The 16,728-nt window shown below is 66.9% G+C and carries 8 protein-coding genes; 3 read left to right on the top strand and 5 right to left on the bottom strand.

Features of this window, described 5'->3' with window-relative positions; all coding sequences use genetic code 11:
• Positions 1–3: 3 nt before the first annotated feature.
• Genes AB0O76_RS02855 through AB0O76_RS02865 form a run of 3 tightly spaced genes read left to right on the top strand, consistent with a single transcriptional unit; the run spans position 4 to position 6,574 of the window.
• Positions 4–1,110: a type VII secretion protein gene (locus AB0O76_RS02855; RefSeq protein WP_365484577.1), complete on the top strand. Its 1,107-nt coding sequence runs from the start codon at positions 4–6 to the stop codon at positions 1,108–1,110.
• Complete coding sequence (gene eccCa, locus AB0O76_RS02860; RefSeq protein WP_365484580.1) at positions 1,107–5,123, top strand: type VII secretion protein EccCa; 4,017 nt, start codon at positions 1,107–1,109, stop codon at positions 5,121–5,123. The genes AB0O76_RS02855 and eccCa overlap by 4 nt, the downstream gene beginning before the upstream one ends.
• Positions 5,120–6,574, top strand: coding sequence for a DUF6177 family protein (locus tag AB0O76_RS02865; RefSeq protein WP_365484583.1), 1,455 nt, complete (start codon positions 5,120–5,122; stop codon positions 6,572–6,574). The genes eccCa and AB0O76_RS02865 overlap by 4 nt, the downstream gene beginning before the upstream one ends.
• A gap of 177 nt (positions 6,575–6,751) precedes the next feature.
• On the opposite strand, the gene AB0O76_RS02870 is transcribed toward AB0O76_RS02865, so the two are convergent.
• The 5 genes from AB0O76_RS02870 to AB0O76_RS02890 form a co-directional block, all read right to left on the bottom strand.
• A complete protein-coding gene (locus AB0O76_RS02870; RefSeq protein ID WP_365484586.1) occupies positions 6,752–8,338 on the bottom strand; it encodes a protein kinase in 1,587 nt (528 codons plus the stop codon).
• Positions 8,339–8,408: 70 nt separating this feature from the next.
• Positions 8,409–11,561, bottom strand: a complete 3,153-nt coding sequence (locus tag AB0O76_RS02875; RefSeq protein ID WP_365484589.1) for a DEAD/DEAH box helicase family protein — start codon at positions 11,559–11,561, stop codon at positions 8,409–8,411.
• Positions 11,558–12,703, bottom strand: a complete 1,146-nt coding sequence (locus AB0O76_RS02880) for a hypothetical protein (protein WP_365484592.1) — start codon at positions 12,701–12,703, stop codon at positions 11,558–11,560. The genes AB0O76_RS02875 and AB0O76_RS02880 overlap by 4 nt, the downstream gene beginning before the upstream one ends.
• A 95-nt stretch (positions 12,704–12,798) precedes the next feature.
• Entirely contained in the window at positions 12,799–14,763 is a 1,965-nt protein-coding gene (locus AB0O76_RS02885) for a class I SAM-dependent DNA methyltransferase (protein WP_365484595.1), read from the bottom strand.
• A gap of 23 nt (positions 14,764–14,786) precedes the next feature.
• A complete protein-coding gene (locus tag AB0O76_RS02890; protein ID WP_365484597.1) occupies positions 14,787–16,619 on the bottom strand; it encodes an N-6 DNA methylase in 1,833 nt (610 codons plus the stop codon).
• Positions 16,620–16,728: the final 109 nt, after the last annotated feature.

Raw genomic sequence — 16,728 nt, forward strand, 5'->3', positions numbered from 1 at the left:
GGCATGGCTCAGGAAGACGACTGGCAGCGCAATGTGTTGAGGGACCTCGGGGCGAGCCCAAGCCCCGCGGTCGAGCCGACCGCCGTACTCCGCAGCGCGGAGCGTGAAGCCCCCGTGGATCCGCGGCCCGCCCCTCAGCCGACAGCTCCGGCCGTACGCAGCAGCGCCCGCGATCCCCGCCTTCCGCTGCCCACCCCGGAGTCCGTGCCGACCGTCGATCCGCGCCTGGCCCGCGCCCTCGGCGTCCCCCAGCGCGGCGACTCCGCAGTCCGCCGCACCGGACGCTCGCTGCGCAAGCTCACCGCGTCGGCCGGCCAGGAGGTCGCCGAGCAGACCCGGCTCGCCCGTGAGGTGCAGCAGCCGGTCACCACCGGCCGCGTGATCGCCGTGACCTCGATCCGGGGCGGGGTCGGCAAGTCCACCGTCTCCGCGCTCCTGGCCCGGACGTTCAACCATTTCCGGCACGACCCCGTCCTCGCGCTCGAGGCCGACGGCGCGCTCGGCACCCTGCCGGTGCGCCTGGGCGCGGAGTCCGTGCGCTGGGCCTGCGCCGACCTGGCCCCCATCCTCAGCCCCGCCATGCAGCTCACCGACGTCACCGGCTATCTGGTGCCGGTCACCGACGGCGGCTGGCTGCTGCCGGCCAGCCAGGGACGCGTCGGCGCCCCGCTCGACGTACCCACCTACCGCACGGTCACCCTCGCGCTGCGCCGCTACTTCGCGGTGACCGTGGTCGACTGCGAGACGCTGCCCGGCGAGGTGGCCCGCACCGCGATGGACACCGCCCATGCCCGCGTGGTGGTCGCCCCGATGACCGCCGAGGGCGTGGGCGGCACCCGCGTGGTCCTGGACTGGCTGGCCCAGCTGCCGCACTCCGCCCTGGCCACCACCGTGGTCGCGCTGTCCGCCAACTCCCCCGACACGACGCTCGACCTGAAGACGGCCGCCGCGCATCTGCGGGAGACCGGGGTGGCCGTGGTGCCCCTCCCCTATGACCGTCATCTGGCCCAAGGAGGCCCCATCCACACCGGCATGCTCGGCCAGAACTCCCGTGACGCCGCCGTCCAGCTGGCCGCCGAGGCGATGGGGCGGGCGGTGCGGGTGCGATGACCCACCGCCTCGTCCACCGCCCGGCCCGCTCCACCCGGCCGCTGGCCGCCGCCCCCGAGCGCACCATCGAGCCGCCGCCCAATCTGCCCGAGGGCAAGATGGGCAACGCGGCCACCGCGCTGCTTCCGATGGCCGGCGTCATGGGCTCGGTCGTGATGATGACCGTCATCCGCAACAGCCAGTTCGCCGCCGTCGGCGCGATCGTCCTCGTCTTCGCCCTGCTCGGCGCGGTCGCCCTGTTCCTGTCGCAGCGCGGCAAGGCCCAGCGCACTCGGCGTACCCAGCGCGAGCGCTATCTCGAGTACGTCGAGGAACAGCGCGAGGAACTGGGCGCCGTCGAACGGGAGTTGCGGCAACAGGCGCGGGTCCTCAATCCTCCTCCGACGGCACTGTACGACCTGGTGCGCGACCCTGCCAGGCTGTGGGAGCGGCGCCGCCTGGACACCGACTTCCTGCGGGTGCGTCTCGGCACCGGCGACGTACCCGTGCAGCAGCTGGAGATCGGGCAGAACTCGGGCAGCGGTGTGCTGACCCCGCCCGACCCCTTCATGCTGAACGAGGCCCGGGCGCTGCAGCACCGGTTCACCACCGCCACCGACTTCCCCCTCATGGCGCCGCTGGACCGCGCGGGCAACGTCAGCATCATCGGCGAGCGGGAAGGCACCCTGCGCGTCGCGCGCGCCCTGCTCATCCAGGCCGCCGTCACCCATGCCCCCGACGATGTCGCCATTGGCCTCGCGGTCTCGGGTGACCGGCTGCCCGAGTGGGAGTGGGCCAAGTGGCTGCCCCATATCCTCGACCCCCAGCAGGACGACGGCCCGGTCGCCGCCCGGCGGACCGCCCCGGACCTGGCCACGCTCGCCCAGCAGTGCGCCCCGGATCTGCGCCGCCGTTCCTCCTACGCCGCCGAAGTCCGCCGGGGCCTGTCCGACAAGAACGCACTGCGGATGAACGACCGTCTCCTCGCCGTCAGCGACAGCCACGGCAGCACGGCCACCGAACTGCCCCGTCCGGACACGGCAGTTGACCTCACGAGCATGGGCGTGACCGTGCTCCACCTCCTCGAGCAGCAGGTGCACGAACCGGACCAGGTCAGCGTCCGCATCACCGTCGACGGCGAGCATGTCACCGTCGAGGACCTGCGCACCCCCCGCGCCACGCCTGGCCGCGGCACCACGGACGACGTGAGCATCGCGGGGGCCGAGGGCCTGGCCCGTATGCTCGCCCCGCTGCGCCTGTCGGCGGAGTCCGCCGCCGAGGGCACCCCGATATCCGGCCCCGTCGACTTCCCCACCCTGCTCGGCATCGACGACCCGGCCGCCCTCGACCTCGGCAAGCTGTGGGCGCCTCGCGGCGAACGCGACTTCCTTCGCGTACCCATCGGCCTCAACGACCGCCACGAACCAGTCCTGTTGGACCTCAAGGAGTCCTCCGAGCTGGGCATGGGCCCGCACGGCCTGTGCGTCGGCGCCACCGGATCGGGCAAGAGCGAACTCCTGCGCACCCTGGTCCTGGCCCTGGTCGCCACCCACTCCCCCGAGGACCTGGCGCTCGTCCTGGTCGACTACAAGGGCGGTGCCACCTTCGCCCCCTTCACCGAACTCCCCCACGTCGCGGGCGTCATCACGAACCTGGAGAACCAGGCCGGGCTCGTCGAACGCGTCCACACCAGCCTGGCCGGTGAGGTCAAACGCCGCCAGCAGGTACTCAAGGACGCCGGGAACGTCGCCGACATCGGCCACTACGCCGCCCTGCGCGCCAAACAGCCCGAACTCGGCCTGGAGGCCCTGCCCCACCTGTTCGTCGTCATCGATGAATTCGGCGAACTCCTCACCGCCAAGCCCGACTTCATCGACCTGTTTCTCTCCATCGGCCGCATCGGCCGCTCCATCGGCGTGCACCTGCTGCTCTCCAGCCAGCGCATCGAATCCGGCAAGCTCAAGGGCCTGGAGACCTACCTCTCCTACCGGCTCGGCCTGCGCACCTTCTCCGCCGACGAGTCGCGCACCGTCCTGGACACCACCGACGCCTTCCAGCTGCCGCCGCTGCCGGGATTCGGCTATCTCAAGGTCGACACATCGACGTACGAGCGTTTCAAGGCGGGCTACGTCTCCGGCGCCCACCGAGGCCCGGCCCGCCACGACCGGACCGAGGACGCACCCCTCGCCTGGCCCTACCCGACGTACAACACGGGACAGGACCCCGAGGCCGGCGGCGCAACGGAAGAACCCGCCACGCGGGAGCGGGAGACCGGCCCGACGGTCCTTTCGGCCATGGTCGACCAGCTGTGCGCTGCCGCCCCTCCGGTGCGCCGCATCTGGCTGCCCCCGCTGCCCGATGCCATCACGCTCGACTCGGCCGCAGGCCCCGTTCAGGCCTCCGCGCGCGGACTGCACCTCGCCGACAGCTTCGGCGCGATGCGCGTGCCGCTGGGCGTCCTCGACGATCCGGCCAAGCAGTGGCAGGAGCCCTGGGTTCTGGACCTGACCGTCGCGGGCGGGCACACGGCCGTCATCGGCGGCCCGCAGTCCGGCAAGACCACCCTGCTGCGCACCCTCGCCCTCTCCCTGGCCCTGACCCACACCCCCGCCGACGTCGCCGTCTACGGCCTGGACCTGGTCGGCGGCGGACTCTCCGCACTGTCCGGACTGCCGCACGTGGGCGGCATCGCCGGACGCGCCGACCACGAACGCGCCGCCCGCACCGTCGCCGAGGTCCGCGCCCAACTCGCCCTGCGTGAAGAGCTTTTCCGCGAGTACGGGATCGACTCCGTCGACCAACTGCGCCACCTGCGCGCCCAAGGCCGCCTGACCGAGCTCGGCTCGACCGACATCGTGCTGCTCATCGACGGCTTCGGCGCCCTGCGCGACGAGTTCAACGACCTCGACGACACCATCGCCGACCTCCTCAAACGCGGCAGCGGCTACGGCATCCACATCGTGGCGGGCATGCTGCGCTGGAACGACGTACGCATCGCCACCCAGTCCCTGTTCGGCACCCGCGTCGAACTGCGCCTCAACGACCCCTCCGACTCCAGCATCGACCGCAAGCTCTCCGAGACGCTGAGCGCCGACACCCCCGGCCGGATCCTGACCGACGCGAAACTCTTCGCCCACACCGCCCTGCCCCGCATCGACGGCCAACCCTCCGCCGGCGACCTCGGCCCCGCCCTGGAACGCGCCGCCCGCACGCTGCGGGCCAGCTGGCACGGCGAACTCGCCGCCCCCGTACGGGTCTTGCCCACCGCCCTGCCCGCCACGAAACTCCCCTCACCGACCGCCGAGCCCGCCCGCATCCCGCTCGGCGTCGACCAGGACAACCTCGCCCCCGCTCACCTCGACCTGTTCGGCAACGACCAGCACCTGCTGGTCCTGGGCGACAACGAATGCGGCAAGACCAACCTGCTCAAACTCATCACCCGGCAGCTCATCGACCGCCACAGCGACAAGGACCTGGTCTTCGGCGTCTTCGACCCGCGCCGAGGCCTGCGCGGCCACGTCCCCGAGCCCTACCGCGGCGGCTACGCCCACAACGCCAAACTCGCCGCCGCCCTCGCCGCCGGCATCGCCGGCGAACTGGACAAACGCCTGCCGGAGACCGCCGACCCGGACACGATCACCGACGGGCCCACCTTCACCGGCCCCCGCATCGTCATCCTCGTCGACGACTACGACATCCTCACCACCGCCGGCCAACAACCCCTGGCCCCGTTCCTGCCCTACATCTCCTCCGCCCCCGACATCGGCCTGCACTTCATCGTCACCCGCCGCGTCGCCGGCTCCTCCCGCGCCCTGTACGACCCCTTCCTCACCACCCTGCGCGAAACCGGCACCACCGCCCTCCTCATGACCGGCGACCGCACCGAAGGCCAGCTCTTCCCCGGCCTCTACGCCTCCGCCCAACCCCCCGGCCGCGGCACCCTCATCCGCCGCGGACGCCGCCACCAGCTCATCCAGACCGCCCTCGCCGAACCCCGTGAGGCCAGCGACACCGCGGAGAACAAACACCCGTGACCAAGGACGTCATCGCCCTCACACCCACCATGCCCGACATCAACACCCTGCTCGCCGGGCTCTTCGCGGGCGGCCCCGACCTGGGCATCACCAGCGTGCACGAGGGAGCCGTCGTCCAGCTCTGCACCCCGAACGGCCGCCCGCTCGTCTCCGTCGAAGCACCCCTGCTCATCCAGGTCCCCGGCGAGGCACAACGCCTGCTCGGCGACCAAGTCCCCTCCCCCGACGGACCGTTCTGGTGGACCGAAGCCCGCGCCTCCACCGCCGTCGAGGAGGGCGAACGGCTCGCCGGTTCGTTCGCCGGACGCCTGGCTGCCGTGCTCGGCGGCACGGTCTGGCCGCCGGAGGCCGCCCACACCGACGTCGTCCCGCTCACCCCCGAAACCGCCACCGCCACACCGGCACCCAAAGCAACGCCACCCGCGGTCGACGTCCTCACCGACAAGACCGCGGTCGTCATCCAGGACCGCCCAGTCGTGGCGATGACCAGCTGGCTGGCCGACGCCCTGCGGACGGCCGCCGCCGGCGACCTGGCCCTGCAGATCGTCACTCCACCCCACACCAGGCTCACCCTGCCCACCCGCACCGCCCTGCACGGCCACCCCAACCGCTGGGTCGTCCAAGACCCAAACTGCGGCTACTACGACGGCCTGTCCGGAGCCCAACTCCACTGGCACGAGGGCCACTTCACCCCGGTGAAATCCACGGACGGAAACACCCGGATCGCGGAAGCCTTCAAGCCCGAGCCCAAGCCCGCCTCCGACGCTCCGGGCGAACGCCAACTGCTCCTCTCCCTCCACACCGCGCACCCCACCGACGAAGATCTCCTGCTCGGCGGCGCCCTGCAAGCGGCCTGGCAGACCCTCACGGGCACCCCACCGGCCGGATGGTCCACCGCCGAACCCATCGCCCTGCCCTGGTCCCTCCGTCAGCTGACCGAACTGGCCCGCTCCCGCGCCCAGAAGTCCGCCCCCACCTGGCTGACCGCCGTCGGCACCCCCGACCACCCGGCCATCGCGACCACCCACATCACCCACACCCCGGCAGGCATCGAGGAACACATAACCCTCGCCCTCGGCTACGCCACCGACGAAGCCCCGCCCCTGGACGCCATCACCCCGTTGGCCGAGACCCTGGCTACCGAGCACGGCCTGACCTCCATGCTCACCACGCTCCGCACCGCCCGCCGAGACCTCACCGTCCCGCCCCGCTTCGAAGCCCCGCCCATCCCTCTCTCCTTCACCCTGGGCGAAGACGCCGTGAACGACATCGGCCTGACGCACGCCCAGCACCCACAGGGCGGCCTCCGCCCCTCCCAGCTCGGCCCCACAGCCCGGCCCACACTCCACTACATCCTGGGCGACGGCACCGACCCGAACTCCTGGGCCACCCTCCAGCAGCTCGCCGAGCACCTCAAAGCCACCCCGGGGCCGGACGGTTCACCTCGGTGAACCAGGACGAACCAAGAAGGCCAGCCCACTTCCGTCATTACCTGTAGGAGAGTCGCCCGTCCCGGAGGAATCCGCTCTGATCCAGAGCCTGCATACGGCCGTCACAGCGCCCCACAGCGACACCGTAGTGGGGAGCCACACAGAGACGGCTGCCGCGCCCCACCACACACCCGCCAATCAGCTGGAACCACGCAGACGGGTGATCTGCTTGTCGAGATTGCGGACTTGCGTTGATTGGGCCCCGAAAGCGTTGGCCAGGAGGGGGCGGATGGCTTCGAGTTCGGCGAGGGCTTCGTCGGCGTAGCCGGACGCCGCCAGCATGTGTGCGATGACGAAGCGGGAGTCGCGGACTTGGTCCGCCGTGTCGCTGTTCAGAGCGGCGTCGGTGTTCTGGACGTAGAACCGCAGCTGAGGCAGGGCCTGATCAGGTTTTCCGGTCTCGGCATAGGCGTGACCGGCATGGTAGGCGCAGTCCAGGACGAGGGGATCATTCGGCGGCAGGTGCTTGCGGTAGCCGCGCCCCACGAGGTCGAACAGTGCGGCGGCGCGCGTGTATTCGCCTGCATAGAACTGTGCGGCGGCCAGGAGGTGGCGCAAGCGAAGCTGCAGATAGGGGTCGTGCGCGGTGCGGGTCACGCCTTCTTCGAGGAGGCGGATCGCCTGGGACGGCTGGTCGTTGTCCAGGAGCACCTGGACGTTGTTCTGCAGGACTGCTGCTTCCGCGTCGGTCAGGCGACTTCGGAGGGCCGCCTGCTCCCGGGGTTTGGCTGTGGCCAGGAGAGGCCGACGGAATGGGCGGGTGGGATCTCTGTCGTCGTCGCTGTCGGCCGATGCCTCAGTCGGTGCGGTTACGTGTGGGAGCAGGGCTTCGTAGACAGCCTCTGCTGGGGGTCGCTGCTCAGGGTCCTTCGCCAGCATCGACGACACCAGAGCGTCGAGCGCGCCCGGTGTGTCGGCGCGGCGCGTAAACACAGAAGGGGCAGGGGTCTTGAGGTGGTGGGCCCGCAGCGGCATGCCGGATGTCGCGCGGAACGGCGTATCGCCAGTGAGCAGTTCGTACAGCAGGCAGCCGAGGGAGTAGATGTCCGAGGCGGAAGTCACCGACTGTCCGAGGCACTGCTCGGGTGACATGTACGGCGGAGTGCCGACGGTCCTGTCGACTTGGGTCAGGCGTGGCAGCGCTCCCGCGCCGCGCAGGATCGCGATTCCGAAGTCAAGGATCTTTACCAGGCCGCCGTCGACAATCATGACGTTCGCGGGTTTGACGTCGCGGTGAACGATGTCGACTTGGTGGACATCGGCCAGGACCGCGGCGATCTGCGCAGCTATCGAGGCTGCCCACGCCACGGTTGGTGGCATGGACGGATGATCCGTGTGGTCTAGGAGCGTTTCAAGGGTCGAGCCGCGCAGCAACTGCATGACCAGCCAAAGCTGCGTGCCGCCTTCGCCGCCGGTCTCCACGCCCGTGTCGTAGACCGCAGGGATGCCTGGATGTTCCAGCTGGGCGGTGGTGCGGATTTCTCGCAGAAATCGTCTGCGGTCGCGCTCCATCTGGTCGAGGAGGTCCGCGGCCTCAGGGCTGTCCGGTGCGGCAGGGACCGGCCCGGACGGCGGCCGCAGCAGCTTGATGGCCACACGTCGGTCCAAACGTTCGTCGTAGCCGTGGAAGACCTCACTCATACCCCCACGGCCGAGCAGACCGTCCATGCGGTAGCGCCCCGCGAGCATCCGTCTCGCGGGCGGCTGCTCCGTCTCCCCGTTCATTTCCCACCGCCTCTGCCCGGTGCTAAGAGTTCGTGATCCATACGTGTGGGGGTTCGGTCGACCTGCTCGGTCATCCCTCTATCGCCTGGCCTTCGGTCTCCCGTCGCATCTCGGCGCGCAGCCGCGCGAGCGCCTCATCGCGGGCGGGTTCGGTGATGATGCGATAGGCGCGTTTACGGGCCGCCTCTTTGATCGCCTTGCGGAACTCGTCGTTGTCGAAGTAGAGCGTCATGAAGTCGGTGTTGCGCTCGGCGTTCTCGGCGACGATGTCGTCGAGCCGGTCGTCGGCGACCTGGCCGAATCGGTCCTCGTCGTTCATGAGCGCGATCTGCTGCATCGACGTGTCCTGGACCAGGCCCACGACCTGCTGATAGACGAGGATCTGATCGGAGGTGCCGAGGCCCAGGCCAAAGCGCTCGTTCAGCTCCTCAATCACTTCCGACAGTGGTTTGACCTCAGGCTCGCGGTAGCCGCCGCCGTCCGCGGCGTGGCCGCGTACGTCCCGGTCTCCGACGGAGGACAGTGAGACGTCGTGCCGTCCCGTGAACTCGAGCCGGAAGTGACTCAGGTCCGCGTCCCCTATGTCGACGGACGCGGACGGCCGTCCCGGAAGCCGGAGCAGCAGGATCCTGCCGTACTGATAGAGGCGTTCAAGGTCCGGGTCTCCCCAGTCGACGATCTGCGCGATGAGGCTGTAGGCACGCACGTATTGGTGCAGAGCCTTACGGAAGCCCTCCCTCTCGTCATCAGTCGGTAGATCGTTGTCGAATCGGTCGAGTGCAGGCTTGAGGTATTCGTGTAGCTGAGCGTGGAGCTTGCGCTCGGCCGCGTCCGTCATACGGTCAGGTCCGGCGGTAGCCAGGACCCGGATGAACGCTTCCATCTCGGATGCGGCCAGCACCCCGTACTCCATCACCTCGCGCTGCTTGGTATAGAGCAGGTTCGGCTCGATCTTCTCGGAGATGGTGGTCTCGAACCAGTCCTTGAAGGACTCTTCTATGTCGGTGGCCTTGTTAGCGAAGTCGAGGACGTGGACGTCGTCTTGGGACTTGAGCGGGTGGATACGGTTGAGCCGCGACAGTGTCTGCACCGCCGAGACACCGGTGAGCAGCTTGTCGACGTACATCGCACACAGCAACGGCTGGTCGAACCCGGTCTGGTACTTCTCCGCAACCACGAGAAGCCGGTACTCCTCCTGATTGCGGGCCACCGCCTGCGGATCGTCGGCCTTGGTGTAGGCGAACCGCTCCGGCAGGCGGACCTCCGGGAAACCGTTGAGCTGCGCCTCGGTGAACTCCAGTCCGGTGGCATCGTCCTTGAGTGGTCCGGAAAAAGCGACGAGCGTGCCGCAGTCGGTGTACCCGCGCAGCTCGACGTAGGCGCGGATCGCCTGGTACAAGCCCAGTGCGTGCGGACGATCGGGGGTGACGACCATCGCCTTGGCTCGGCCACCGAGACGCCCGGCAATGTTCTCCCGGAAATCGTCGACGATCAGTTTCGCCTTCTGCTCCAGGGACTTGGGGTGCTGCTCGGCGTATCGAACCAGCACCCGCTTCGTCTTGGAGGAGTGGACGTCCGGGTTGGAGGTCTCCGACTCCGCGGCGGCCACGGCGGCGTTCCGCAGCCGCCATTTGGTGTCGTACGTGATGTAGTTCGCCAAAACATCGAGGATGAAGCCCTCCTCGATCGCCTGCTTCATCGAGTAGACGTGGAAGGGCACGTACATGCCCTGCTCGCCGGTACGCGGGTGCTTCCGCTTCCGGTCGAAGGTGCCGAACAGCTTCAGCGTGGAGGACTTGGGGGTGGCGGTGAACGCGAAGTACGACAGGTTCGGCTGCCTGCCGCGCACCCGCGTCATGTACGTGGCCGCGTCCTCGTCTTCTTCGCGGATCGCGTTTACGCCGAGGGCCTGCTTGATGTGGATTGACGAGTCAGTGCCCTGCGAGGAATGTGCCTCGTCGATGACGACCGCGTAGCGCTTGCCTGCCAGCCCCATTTCCGCGATCTTCCCCAGGACGTACGGGTACATCTGCAGCGTGCTGATGACGATCTTCGAGGTGGCATCGTCGAGGGCCGCGGCGAGCTGCGTCGAGTCCCGTTCGATCTTCTTTACGACGCCGGGTGTGTGATCGAACTGGAAGATGGTCCGCTGCAGTTGCCGGTCCAGCACGACCCGATCCGTGATCACAATGATCTTGTGGAAGATCGTCTGGTTGGCATCGTCGTACAGGTTCGACAGCCGGTGCGCGAGCCAGGCGATCGTGTTCGACTTGCCTGAGCCGGCCGAGTGCTGGACGAGATAGTCGCGCCCGGCGCCTTCCTTCCGGGCGTCGTTCACCATCTCCTGGACTGCGTGCCACTGGTGGTATCGGGGGAAAATGCGTGGCGAGGTATGGGGGTTCTCCCGCGCGCCCGCCTTGTCCGGCACCTGGATGTGGAGGAAGCGTTGCAGGATCTCCAGCCAGTTGTCGCGCTGCCAGATCTCCTTCCACAGATAGGCGACGCTGTACGAGTCGGGTGCCGCGGGCGGATTCCCGGCCCCGCCGGACCGGCCGGCCCCCTCGGAGCCGACGTTGAACGGCAGGAACTGCGTGTCGGCTCCGCACAGCCGGGTCGTGACGAAGGCTCGGTCCGGGTCGACCGCGAAATGAACGAGGGTCCGCTTGGCGAAGAACACGTCGTTCGGGTCACGGTGCCGGTACTGCGCGATGGCGTGGTCGGCGTTCTGCCCGGTGTTGGGGTTCTTCAGCTCCACAGTTGCCACGGGCAGGCCGTTCACGAACAGCGCCAGGTCGACCGAGTGCCGCGGATGCCGCACGCTGTAGTGCAATTGGCGCGCCACGGTGAGGACGTTCGCCTCGTACTCGGTAAGAGCGTCGGCGGCCAAGGTGTGACCGGGGCGGAAGTATGCCAGGTCGATCTGCACGCCCCGGTCGCGTACACCCTGTCGCAGCACATCCAGCACGCCACGGGCGTCGATCTCTGCGGCCACGCGCTGGGCGAACTGCCTCTTGGCAGCGTCTCTATCGTTCCCGTAGAAGCCGACGAGTTTGTTCCAGCGCTTGTCCTGCGTGACGTCGATGAACCGGAACATCTCATCAGAGTCGAGGCCGAGTTCAGCCTCGAAGCCGCCCTGGGCCTGGGACCAGCCACGCGGTCCACGGAGCAGCTCGGCCTCGACGTGGGCCTCGAAGGCACCTTCAGTATGGGCTCCTGGACTCATGCGGTTGCACCTCCCGACGAGGGAAGGTGGGCGGGGGTGGTGGCTACGTCGATCTGTCCGGTAACGGCAGCAGTGATCAGGGCTTGACGGCGCTCGGCGAGGCGGCTGAGTTGCCGAGTAATCCGCTCCTCGAATTTCGCAAGCGATCTAAGGCGCGCATCAGCCTCCTCGACGATGGCATGCTGCGTAACTGTGCTGACTAGAGGGACACGGAAATCCCGAATCTTGCTGCTACTTGTTGAGGCTAGGTTGGTTGTCTTATTTCCGGTGCTTTCAAAGTACTTGCGCGCCATGGGGGCTCGAGTCAGGAGGGCCAAATAAGAGGGAGAAAGGACGTTAGAGTCCGGGCGTACCGCGAATACGTGATTCTGGTGGAGACAGTTCTCAATTTCTGCATTCCACACAGTCCCCCTTCCAAGCTTGTCGAGGTCGCCGCCTTCTGTCATCAGGACGTCGCCAGCCTGGAGGCGACTCGCAATAGCCGTCTCACGTGACACGGTGATCTCAGCTACTTCACCCAAATCCACGTGGCCCGACTGCACGTTTGCCACACGCAAGTATGGCAGGGTGACGGAATTGTTGTTGTGCTGACGGTTGCCGTCAACGGTCACTCCCGTCTGCACAAAAGCCAGATACCCAAGTCGAACCATAGGTGCGCCGCGGGCCCCACTGAAAGACTCTTCGACCATGCTCAGCGCCAGCTCATCGAGCAGGTCTCGCTGACGCCTACGCTTCCGCATCAAGTGATCGATCCGGCCTGTCTCAGCGTCGAGAAAATCTGCGATGCAGCGTTGTTTCCTAAGGCTTGGAAAACTTACGGGAATGTCTCCAAGGTCTTCAGGGTTGATTCGCGGCGTGCGGACTGCTCCATTCTCGGTGTTACCAATGCCTCGAAGGCGAGACACCATCTCCCCTACGAACCAGGTAGAGCGGAATAGATGGTGCAGATAGCGAGGATCAACATGCGGGCTTGGCCGAAGAACGAGGTAGTCGGGGCTGACAAGCCCGCGTTGCAGGCTGATCCCGATAGCGCCTTGGAAGGCACGCATGCGGTTCAGCACAATGTCGCCAGGTTCGCAGAGCTTATAGTTACTCAGGTCTTCCGCGCGTGGAAGGTCGTCGGTGAGAGTGTCACGTCGCACCACTCCACGATGAATCGAAACCGCCAGAAGGGGGGGTTGATCTTGACCGGCCCTCCGATCGATTACTCGATACTGAAACTTGATGCGCTGCCGACTCACCTCGTCACCTCCCCCAGCAACTTCTGGATCTGCGCTTCAAGGTCGCGCAATTCAGTGTCGATTTCAGCGAGAGGCCTCGGCGGCGTGTACACGTAGAAGTGCCTCGTGAAGGGAATTTCGTACCCGACCTTGAATTTGAATTCACCGCTAGCCTTATCGCGGTCGATCCAGGCATCCGGGACGTGCGGGGCGACCTCGCGAGCGAAGTAGGTGGCAATGTCCTCATCGATCGGAATGTTCTCGTAGTCGCGCAGATCCGGGTCGGGGAGGACGTTGCCATTCTTATCCCTCTGTACCTCACCATCGGGGTCGGCTACCGAGACGGCGCCCCACATGCCCTTCTGCAGAGCAGCTGTACCAGGCCACAGGGCTCCCGCTCCCGCGACGGCTGCGTGCATCGCGTTAACGGCCTCGTCCTTTGTCCACCACACGGAACCAACCAACTCACGCAGCGCCGTAATCAAGGCCTCGCCACCTTCCCACTTAGCCAATGCCTTCGCGTTATCCAGGGCAACGAGAGTTTCCTCAGTGACCTCGAAGCGGAGCTTGAGCGGGCGTTCAACGGTGATGCGGCGGTAGCCGAAGTCTCGATTGTTAAAGATCTTCACCTTGGTATGATCCGGGTGTCCGGAGTCGTCAGCGACCTTGAGAGCGTCGACGTACAGCTTGGTGATGTGCTTGATCTGGTCGTCATTGATCTGCTTGCGCTTGTCGCCGAAGGACTTGCGCATCTTCTCCCACTGGTCGCGGGCATCGAGCAATACCACTTTGCCGCGCAGCGAGTCGTTCTTCCGGTTGGTGACGATCCAGAAGTACGTGGAGATGCCGGTGTTGTAGAACAACTGGTCCGGCAGGGCGACGATACCCTCCAGCCAGTCGTTGTCGAGGATCCATTGGCGGATCTTCGATTCACCGGACTCGGCGGCACCGGTGAACAGCGGTGAGCCGTTGAAGACGATTCCAAGGCGGGTACCCTTCGCCTCGACGGGCGCCATCTTCGAGATCATGTGTTGCAGGAACAAGAACGAGCCGTCGTTAATGCGCGGGGTGCCGGCGCCGAAGCGGCCGGCGTGGCCCAGTTCGACCTCGTCGTCGACGGCATCCTTGACCTTCTTCCAGTCCACACCGAACGGTGGGTTGGCCAGCATGTAGTCGAACGTGCGGTCCGGATGCCCGTCGTCGCTGAAGGAGTTACCGAAGTGGATGTGGCCGCGCTGGTTCCGCATGAGCATGTCTGACTGGCAGACCGCCCAGGACTCGGCGTTGAGCTCCTGGCCGAAGAGGAAGACTTCAGCGTTCGGGTTGATCGACTTGATGTGGTCCTCTGCTGCTGTGAGCATGCCGCCGGTGCCGCAGGCCGGGTCAAGGATGTTGATGACCTGGCCCTCGGCCGTGATGATGTCCGCGTCCGGCGCGATCAGCAGGTTGACCATCAGTTTGATAACTTCGCGCGGGGTGAAGTGCTCACCGGCGGTCTCATTTGAGTCCTCGGCGAACTTGCGGATCAAGTGCTCGAAGACGTACCCCATGTCGTGGTTGGTGAGCTGGTCCAGGTTGCGCATTTTCGCGAACGCGCCCACGACCTCATAGAGGATCTTCGCCCCGGCGAGACGGGTGATCTCGTTGTCCAGGTCGAAACGTTCCAGGATCTTCTGGACGTTGGGAGAGAAGCCGTTGATGTAGTCGCGAAGGTTCTTCGCGACGCTCTGCGAATCGCCAACGATGGTGGAGAAGTCCTGCTTGGCGGTGTTGTAGAAGGGGAGCTTCGCCGCGATCTCCAGCAGACGGGCCTTGTTCTGGACCTTGAGTGAGGCGTCGCGGTCCCACACCGCCTGGCGCGTCGGGGCCATCACCGCGTCGAGGCGGCGCAGCAGCGTGAACGGCAGGATTACCTGACCGTACTCGTGCCGCTTGTAGTCGCCGCGCAGCAGGTCAGCGACCGACCAAATATCGTTCGCCATCTTGGAATGCGTGGGGCCTGAAGTCACAACTCTCTCGTCTCGTCGTCGGTCGGACCGGCATGTTCAGTGTGCTGCGCTACGGAGAAGTCCGGGGTAAGAACGCCCGTGGTCAGTGCGTGGAGGGTCTGGTCGATCACGTGCGAGCTAGTCTTCGCGAGTGCGGTGATCGTGTCCTGCAGCTGTTGCAAGTGGCGGAACGCTTCGCCGTAGCGGCGCTGTTCAGCGAGGGACAGTCGGGGGATGCGACAGCGGCGTAGGTCGTCGCGATTGAGCGCGCCGAGGGTGTTCGCCACGGGCAATGCGTGAGCGTCGGCCCGCAGGAAGGCTGCGACGAAGTGGGGGTCGAGTCGGTCGGGGTTGATCTCGACGACCTGGGCTACGCCAGTCTCGTCCGCGGCCGTGCCGGTCGCCACGACCGGTGGTCGGCCGAGCGTGCGCACGAGTAGGTCTCCGGCACTCGGAGTGGTCTCGCGCGAGAGGATCTTCAGCGCGCGGGTATGTTCCAGCTCGGCAAACGAGACGTAGTCGTGGCGGACTTGAGTCGGGTGCGCGGCAAAGTCCGGCAGGGCTCCCCCGATGCGGGTGTAGAGGGCGCGTAGCCGATGGGTGACGTGGGCGAACTCGTCCGTACGAGCCCCGTCGCGCGTGCTGATGTGCCGGGAGGGCAGGAGGTCAACTTCGCCCGCAAGAAGCTCCCGGCGTGGGACCGCGGCGAAGATCGCCGGGTCGGCATCGTGGACGAGGCCTTCCCAGACGGCTTGCTCATCCGGGACGTCGGCCGGGTCGCTCAACCCTGACAAGTCGATCATGTTCACGGTGTGGGGAGCGAATGCTCCGGATGGGCGTTGCAGGACCCAAAGGTGCAGGCCGATGTCCGGGGTCGAGCCCATGCCGGCCGGCAGCGCGATCACGCTGTGCAAGGCGCCGGAACGAACCAGCTCCTCGCGGATGGACTGCCCGGACGGCTGGAAACTGGTCCGCGGAGACACCGCGACGACGGCGACTCCGCGAGGGCGCACGTGCGCGTAGCAGTGCTGAACCCAGGCCAGTTCGGCGTCGCGAGGGGCAGGGACACCGAACCGCCAGCGCGGATCGTCGGCCAGCTCTTCCATGGGCCATTGCGGCCTGTCGAAAGGCGGCTCGCAGACAACGGCTGCGGCGGTTCCCAGGTACGGGGCAAGGTGGTTACTCAGCAAGGAATCGCCGTAGTGGACCTCGTATAGGACGCCCTGTGTATTGCTGCGCAGCCGGGCTGCGGCGTTCGCGGCAGCCGACTCGTCGATCTCCTGCCCTTCGATCTTGACGCGGCTCCCAAACCTTTCAGCGACTGCCAAGAGCAGCGTCGCCTCGGCGCAGGCCGGGTCGAGCACGAGCGGCACGTCCTCGTCGCCCGCGGGGTCTGGCGGAACGTCCACCGCTGACTCCGTCGGCACGTCCTCCGGCACGTTCTCCGGCACGTCCTCGTCGACTGTGTGGTCTGACAAATCGTTCGTCGCTGGATCCGGCAGCAAGGACACCATCACCCGCGCCAGGAGTTGGTTCGGAGTGAGGTGGGCGAGCCCATGTGGGGACTCCTGCGAGTCACGGGTGAGGCTCCGGGCGAATTCCGACAGGTCGCTGATGTGCTGCGTCCCGGTCTCAGTGCGGCCAGCCGTAGCCAGCTGGTCCGACTTGCCGGTTTCAGCCAGCCACTCCTCGACCTGCTCCCGGGAGAAGACCGGACGCTGCGCGGTGCCGCCGACCGGCTTCGGGAACTCTGGGTAGCGGCGTCGCCAGTTCGACACGGCAGCGCGCCCCACACCGGCCAGCCGTGCGATGTCGGCGGCCGTCAACACTTTCTTCGCGGCTGGGGGCATGGTCGAGACCGTACCGGCGGACCATGATTCACAGCAAGCCAGTGTGAACATCACCGCTGGCGCACACGTGAACATTCATGCTTACAGCTTGAAGTTCACAAGAGGGTTG

The sequence above is a fragment of the Streptomyces sp. NPDC086554 genome (assembly GCF_040686095.1).
GTDB lineage: Bacteria > Actinomycetota > Actinomycetes > Streptomycetales > Streptomycetaceae > Streptomyces.

What these genes read in the sequence shown, in the direction of transcription:
- AB0O76_RS02890 (WP_365484597.1), bottom strand. Translation starts at nt 16,619, where the DNA reads ATGCCCCCAGCCGCGAAGAAAGTGTTGACGGCCGCCGACATCGCACGG.
- AB0O76_RS02875 (WP_365484589.1), bottom strand. Translation starts at nt 11,561, where the DNA reads ATGAGTCCAGGAGCCCATACTGAAGGTGCCTTCGAGGCCCACGTCGAG.
- AB0O76_RS02855 (WP_365484577.1), top strand. Translation starts at nt 4, where the DNA reads ATGGCTCAGGAAGACGACTGGCAGCGCAATGTGTTGAGGGACCTCGGG.
- AB0O76_RS02885 (WP_365484595.1), bottom strand. Translation starts at nt 14,763, where the DNA reads ATGGCGAACGATATTTGGTCGGTCGCTGACCTGCTGCGCGGCGACTAC.
- AB0O76_RS02870 (WP_365484586.1), bottom strand. Translation starts at nt 8,338, where the DNA reads ATGAACGGGGAGACGGAGCAGCCGCCCGCGAGACGGATGCTCGCGGGG.
- eccCa (WP_365484580.1), top strand. Translation starts at nt 1,107, where the DNA reads ATGACCCACCGCCTCGTCCACCGCCCGGCCCGCTCCACCCGGCCGCTG.